This window comes from Paenibacillus marinisediminis (assembly GCF_054343325.1).
Genome location: NZ_JBTGUH010000008.1, coordinates 233,924 through 240,394 on the forward strand (window position 1 = coordinate 233,924; position 6,471 = coordinate 240,394).

Annotated in this window: 5 protein-coding genes and 1 riboswitch; of the genes, 2 read left to right on the forward strand and 3 right to left on the reverse strand. The window is 46.3% G+C overall.

Annotation, left to right across the window (positions count from 1 at the left end):
* Nucleotides 1-4: 4 nt before the first annotated feature.
* Nucleotides 5-104: riboswitch (purine riboswitch) on the reverse strand.
* Nucleotides 105-291: 187 nt separating this feature from the next.
* From ACXX53_RS17795 to ACXX53_RS17805, 3 genes are all read right to left on the reverse strand, one after another.
* Nucleotides 292-1,002: an ABC transporter permease gene (locus ACXX53_RS17795; RefSeq protein WP_458570017.1), complete on the reverse strand. Its 711-nt coding sequence runs from the start codon at nt 1,000-1,002 to the stop codon at nt 292-294.
* On the reverse strand, nt 999-1,847 hold the full coding sequence (locus ACXX53_RS17800; RefSeq protein WP_458570033.1) for an ABC transporter ATP-binding protein: 849 nt from the start codon (nt 1,845-1,847) through the stop codon (nt 999-1,001). The genes ACXX53_RS17795 and ACXX53_RS17800 overlap by 4 nt, the downstream gene beginning before the upstream one ends.
* 136 nt (nt 1,848-1,983) lie before the next feature.
* Entirely contained in the window at nt 1,984-3,096 is a 1,113-nt protein-coding gene (locus tag ACXX53_RS17805) for a LytTR family transcriptional regulator DNA-binding domain-containing protein (RefSeq protein ID WP_458570018.1), read from the reverse strand.
* 278 nt (nt 3,097-3,374) lie between these two features.
* Here ACXX53_RS17805 and ACXX53_RS17810 point away from each other — a divergent pair, with 278 nt between their 5' ends.
* Nucleotides 3,375-4,745, forward strand: a complete 1,371-nt coding sequence (locus ACXX53_RS17810; RefSeq protein ID WP_458570019.1) for a YjiH family protein — start codon at nt 3,375-3,377, stop codon at nt 4,743-4,745.
* 181 nt (nt 4,746-4,926) lie between these two features.
* Nucleotides 4,927-6,183 (forward strand): MFS transporter, encoded by a 1,257-nt coding sequence (locus tag ACXX53_RS17815; RefSeq protein ID WP_458570020.1) that lies wholly within the window; start codon nt 4,927-4,929, stop codon nt 6,181-6,183.
* Nucleotides 6,184-6,471: the final 288 nt, after the last annotated feature.

Below are 6,471 nucleotides of genomic sequence, written 5' to 3' on the forward strand. Positions count from 1 at the left end.
GTGTGCCAAACAGCACATCCGTCGTAGTCAGGAATTTACGGTTCCTTGTAGAGACCCCTGAACCATATCATCAGGGTTATACGAACAAGACATTTATGTTGCCATGTTAAGTTAGCTGCGAGTTATCGCAACAACCTCATTGTAGGTCATAACAACGAACATGTCAACGGCATATTAATTAATTGTTCGTATTTTTATTATATTGTCTAGTTTTAGTAAATATTATATGTCTTAGTATGCGTAATTTCCGAACATTATTTACATTCCCTTAAATAACCCTGCTTATTCTGGTTACTTATCAAATCGCTTGCGGCTGTATACGAACACACATAGAATCAATGACCCCACCATCCAGACGGCATGAACCAGTAAGCTTTGGCCTATGTCAGCTAATCCAGCACCTTCACTGAGCTGAACTAACGCTCTCGTAAAGTGCTCTGTCGGCAAGTATTTAACGATAGCTGTCAATGTATCATTACCCATTAAAGGAGCGTACATGGGCCCCATTAGAAAGATGATGAGTATTGGCAGCCCAACAATAGAAGATTCCTGTACCGAGCGGGACAACAATCCGATAATGGTTCCGAGACTAATAAACATGACTAGTGACATGGTGAATAATAAAGCGATAGCCGGTAGATTATACAAAGGCATATCTGCAACTATGATCGATACTGCGGCAACGAATACCGTCATTACAACAGTTAACATGCTCTTACCCATTAGAATTTCCGAAGTCTTGGCCGGTGAAAGCATAAGTACACGCAGGGTGTGCTTCTCTTTCTCTTCTGCGATTGTCATGGCTTGAACAAACGCTCCTGTCATTGAGAGGGCTAGCATCAACGGAAAACTGATCAGCTCTGCTCTATCGCTTCCCATCTTGCTGAACAGCACGGAGAACATGATCGGCATTACAACCATAAGGAGCAGCTGCGGGTTCTTAAGCGCATCCTTCCATTCTTTATTCACAATCGCTTGAAATCTCTTCATTGAAAATGTCATACCAGATTCCTCCCTGTCATTTGCACGAATATATCTCCCAAAGTCGGTTCATTCGAATGTATAGACAACAATCGTCCTGACTTCATCCAATTCGCTACGCGCGCAGCGCTCTCTTCGTTCTGCTCCAGAACCAGCTTACCTTCACCCTTAACATTCACTGTAATCGAGGAATCAGCATGCAGCAGTCGCAGTTGCTCCGGCGTATCCATTGCCTGAATGACCCCATCATGAATGAACGCCACGCGATCACAGAGGCTTTCCGCCTCCTGCATATTGTGCGTCGTCAGAAAGATCGTCGTTCCCTCTCGATTCAGCTTGCGTAGACCTTCGTGAATATGCAGTGCATTCACTGGATCCAACGCAGAAGTCGGTTCATCCAGAAACAGCAGCTCCGGCTTATGCAGAACAGCTCTTGCTAATGTCACTCGCTGCTTCATTCCTTTAGACAGCTTCTTCACGATTGTCTTGCTTTCATTTGCCAGGTTAACCTCTTCTAACACTTCCGCAATTCGTCGTACATCTACATCATATAGCTTGCAGAACAGCTCCAGGTTCTCATATATACTGAGTCGTTCATACAGTGTGCTGTTGTCCGTCAATATGCCGATTCTCTTCATATGATTGGAATCGTTCTTGCGTCCGATCTCCTGTCCGAATACACGAACCTTACCAAATGTCGGCTGCAATTGCGATGTAAGAATCTTTACTGTTGTTGTCTTACCGGAACCGCTTGGACCGAGAAATCCGAATATTTCACCTTTATGAATGTTAAAATCAATCTGTTGAAGTGCCGTTTTGCTATCAAACTTCTTCACTAATTGGTTGACTTCGATAATGCATTCCATCTTCATCGTCCCTTCCGATCTCGTATCGCCTTACAATCCCCATGTTACGGGGATCGTGAGAAACCCGCATTAAATCAGGGATGAGAAGAGCAATATAAGGGGTGAACACTGCAGATTTCACGCTGAATGATGCATCTTAGAAGCCTAATATTTGCTTTAATTCATCGTATTTGCCCTTTGAAAGAGGAATTGTACTCTTCTTCGCATCATCTAAGATGAGGCTGAAGCTGTTGCGAGTCCACGTGATAACTTCCCGCACCTTCTGCAGGTTTACCAGATAGGAGCGATGGCAGCGGAAGAAGCCAAACGCTTTTAATTTTGCTTCGAGTTCATTTAACGTTAACGCGCACGGATATGTACTTTGGTGGACATGCAGGTTAGAGACGCCTTCTTGGCTTTCGATGTAATCGATCTCTGTTGGATCGAACAAGATGATCTTGTCGCTTACTTTCGCAGGTATCTTCTCCATTCGCACTGGCCGCAAGGTCTCCTGAGTCTGGACAGCCTGCGGTACGGATGTCGCAGCTTCCTCGTGTGGACTTGAATCAGTAGCTGATTCTTCATTTGGAGTACTAGGCTCAACAGCTGATACCCTCTCCTGCTCCTCCTCCGCTGTATCCACTTTCTTCAGGCCGTTCATGCCGTATAGATATACTTCATTAGTCAGTGTGAGAGCCTGTTCAAGAACAGTCGTGGTCACTAGAATCGACATGCCTTCATCTTTTAACGTTTGCAGCAGGGTGCGAATGATGTAGCTCGTTTCAATATCCACATTTTGCTCAGGCTCTTCTAAAATAAGCAGCTTAGGGTGATGAACGATTGCTCTCCCAATCATCAACCGTCGCACCTCTGAGTAGCTAAGCTTAGATACTTTTGTATGTTGTCGATCGGTTAATCCGATCTTGCCAACAATGTCAATGACGTCCGCCTTAGATTCATACAATTGGGTAAAAAATGTGATATACTGCAACACCGTTAATCGTTCATAGGCATTATCCGTCAACATTTGAATACCGATCTGCTTTTTTATTACATCAAAGCTTTCTTTAGTCAGCTGCTGACCTTCGAACAAGATTTGTCCCGTCGATATAGGGATATTTCCAATAATAGCTTCAATCAAACGATGACCAAGCTCATGATTGCACTGGATGACCACACATTGTCCTGCATCAACCTTTAGTTCAATCAAAGGCAGCAAAGTGCTATTTCCCGTCATTTTACTTACTTGCTGCAGTTCTAGTGTAGACATATTATTCCTTCTCCCTATCGTTTTGCGTATATATTCCAATGCTAATGGAAAACGTAGGAGATTCCTATCTTTATTTGGCTGCAAAAGCTGATTTTATTGTCATTTCCCGAGAAATAATGACAAATGTCGTTTAAGTCGGATAAGTTCATGTATTTTCTATATACAACCCTATTTTCCACTAACTACCTACGTTTGTAGGGTTGGTTTTTTGCTCATAATCGTATAAAGTTGTGCATGTTGTATAAATATACTTTTTTAAGCATAAGGAGATTAGATTCATGATGTCCAAGAACGACTCGTCCTTATCGCCGCGACTTACGATCAGCTCGCTGCTTACCTTTCTTATTCCTTCGCTGATCGGTATGGTCCTTTTCGTTGTTCCGATACCATGGAACGGTGAAGTAACTGTCTCGATCGCGTTTCTTTCTAAATATGTTCAGCAATTGCTTGATGGCTGGCTCGTTCTCGGGGCAGTATTGTTAACAGGAATTGCTTGGATCGGTGCTGTGATCCATAAATTATTCCATCCGCAAAGCTTGATGAAGTTCCATCTGTGGCGAGCGCTGTTCGATATTTCAAACTTCTGGTTTATCATACGAACAGCAGGTCTGGTGTTCGTTTTATGTACGTACTGGGGAATTGGTCCAGAGTGGATCACATCGGCTGATACTGGGGGAATGCTGCTGAACAGCCTGATCCCTGGATTAGTCGTCGTATTCATGCTGGCAGGATTGCTGCTGCCGCTGCTCGTTGACTTCGGCTTGCTGGAATTCGTCGGCATGCTAATGACGAAGATTATGCGGCCGCTGTTCACGCTACCAGGCCGCTCATCCATTAACTGCATGGCATCATGGCTCGGAGACGGTACGATCGGAGTCATGATGACCAGCAAGCAGTACGAAGCTGGCTACTATACGAAGCGCGAAGCAGCTGTTATCGGCACGACCTTTACAGCCGTGTCGATTACATTTTGTTTTATTGTGCTGTCGAACGTAAAGCTGGGGCATATGTTTCTGCCATTCTATGCTACTGTAACGTTCGCAGGCATGATCGCGGCGATCATTATGCCGCGCATACCGCCGCTATCGCGAAAGCCCGATACGTATGAAGAAGGTGTTGCTCCTAGACAAGAGGAGCTTGTCCCTGCGGGCTGGAAGCCGTGGCGGTACGGTCTTGAGCTAGCGACGCGCAAGGCGAAGAGCCATGAAGGTCCTGCTGCTTTCCTTAAGAGCAGCAGCAAGAACATTCTTGACCTCTGGATCGGAGTCATTCCAGTCGTCATGGCGATTGGTACTATGGCGATCGCGATTGCTACGTATACGCCGGTGTTTGAGTGGCTTGGCAAGCCATTTGAGGTAATTCTTGAATGGATGCGTGTGCCAGAGGCCGCTGCTGCCTCTCAGACGATCATGGTCGGCTTCGCCGACATGTTCCTGCCAACTGTGCTTGCAGCAGATATCCAGAGCGAGATGACTCGTTTTATCGTAGCCGCATTGTCCGTAACGCAGCTCATCTACATGTCAGAAGTAGGCGGCTTGCTGCTGGGCTCGAAGATTCCGGTCAAGATCCTTGACCTAATCTTCATCTTTATTCTTCGCACCATCATTACATTACCGATTATTGTAGGGATTGCTCATCTCCTATTTTAATTTGAACGTGAAATAGCCTATATAATTGTCTAAGGCCCAGTCCGTAAGCGGGATTACCCGATTAATTACGGATTTTGGGCCTTTTTCCATATTGCTGAAAATGAAATTGCAGAGTAATGTAACTTCCAATATCTAGACGAAATCACAAATCAGTCAACATGAATAGGAAAGGAGAAAACGCATGTCCCAGTCGTCTGCCGCTTTATCATCAAAGACAGACAATCCGTTGATTCAAGCATCACCTGGCACATCAACTATTTATAAAATATTGATAGCCATCAGCTTTATGCATTTATTCAATGATACATCACAGTCTGTCATTCCCGCTATCTTCCCGATATTGAAGGACTCCATGCATTTAAGCTACGTCCAAATCGGCTGGATATCGTTTGCCATCAACTTTACTTCTTCCATCATGCAGCCTGTAGTCGGAATGTTCTCGGACCGGAGACCGACTCCCGCGCTTCTGCCAATCGGTATGGCCTTTACCTTCACAGGAATGATGCTGTTGGCCTTTGCACCGTCATATACTATGGTGCTGGTCGCGGTTATATTTGTCGGGCTAGGCTCTGCGGCCTTTCACCCAGAAGGTATGCGCGTAGCTCATATGGCTGCTGGCAACCGCAAAGGCTTGGCGCAGTCCATCTTCCAGGTCGGAGGAAACGCCGGTCAAGCGCTCGCTCCATTAATGACGAAATGGATCTTCATTCCGTTTGGACAAATCGGAGCATTAGGCTTTACGATTATAGCTGCGATCGGATTTATCGTACAATCCTTCGTGGCCAAATGGTACGGCGGGATGATGAAGAGCGGCTATACCTTTGCAAAGCGAATACCGCGCGGTGTCATAGATCCCGCTCAACGTAAACGTGTAATGTGGGCGACGATCACGCTCGTAGCGCTTGTAACCTTCCGCTCCTGGTATGTATCAGCAATTGGCACGTATTATGCCTTCTACTTAATTGAACACTACAGCCTGTCCATTGACCAAGCGCAGATATACGTATTCTTGTTCCTAGGCGCTGGCGCGGCAGGCACATTATTCGGCGGCCCGCTCGCCGATCGCTTTGGAAGACGCAATCTAATGGCCGCCTCCATGCTGGGTGTCATACCGCTTGCACTCATACTGCCGCATCTGTCGCTGTTCTGGGCCGGCATCGCCCTTGTGCTGACCGGCTTCATATTGCTCTCAAGCTTCTCCACCAGCGTCATCTACGCTCAATTGCTGCACCCTGGCAGTATCGGCACCGTGTCAGGCCTTATAACAGGCCTCGCCTTCGGTATGGGCGGCCTAGGCAGTCTCCTGCTCGGCAACTGGATTGAAGCTGTCGGTATTCAACAAGTAATGCTGATATGCGGCTTCATCCCTATGTTCGGTATCCTCTCACTCCTGCTGCCAAGCGATCGTCAGCTTATAAAGTGGACGGAGCAGCAATAACTATAGCTTCATATGCTAGCGGAGAACAGCAGCTTGTCGGCAAAAACCACAATAGGCTGCTGTTCCTCCCTTCTCCGCCGTCGTCCATTTCGCTATTCTCCTCTTCGCAGTCCGTTTCACTATTCTCCCCTTCACTCAGGTTAGATTTCTTCACTCCTGCTCCTTATCGTTCTATGTGCTACCGATTCACTTACCCCTCCGCGGTCCGTTTCACTATTCTCCCTTTCGCTCAGGTTGGATTCCTTCACTCCTGCTCCTTATCGTTCTATGCACTACCGACTCACTTAC

What these genes read in the sequence shown, in the direction of transcription:
- ACXX53_RS17795 (WP_458570017.1), bottom strand. Translation starts at nt 1,002, where the DNA reads ATGACATTTTCAATGAAGAGATTTCAAGCGATTGTGAATAAAGAATGG.
- ACXX53_RS17800 (WP_458570033.1), bottom strand. Translation starts at nt 1,847, where the DNA reads ATGGAATGCATTATCGAAGTCAACCAATTAGTGAAGAAGTTTGATAGC.
- ACXX53_RS17805 (WP_458570018.1), bottom strand. Translation starts at nt 3,096, where the DNA reads ATGTCTACACTAGAACTGCAGCAAGTAAGTAAAATGACGGGAAATAGC.
- ACXX53_RS17810 (WP_458570019.1), top strand. Translation starts at nt 3,375, where the DNA reads ATGATGTCCAAGAACGACTCGTCCTTATCGCCGCGACTTACGATCAGC.
- ACXX53_RS17815 (WP_458570020.1), top strand. Translation starts at nt 4,927, where the DNA reads ATGTCCCAGTCGTCTGCCGCTTTATCATCAAAGACAGACAATCCGTTG.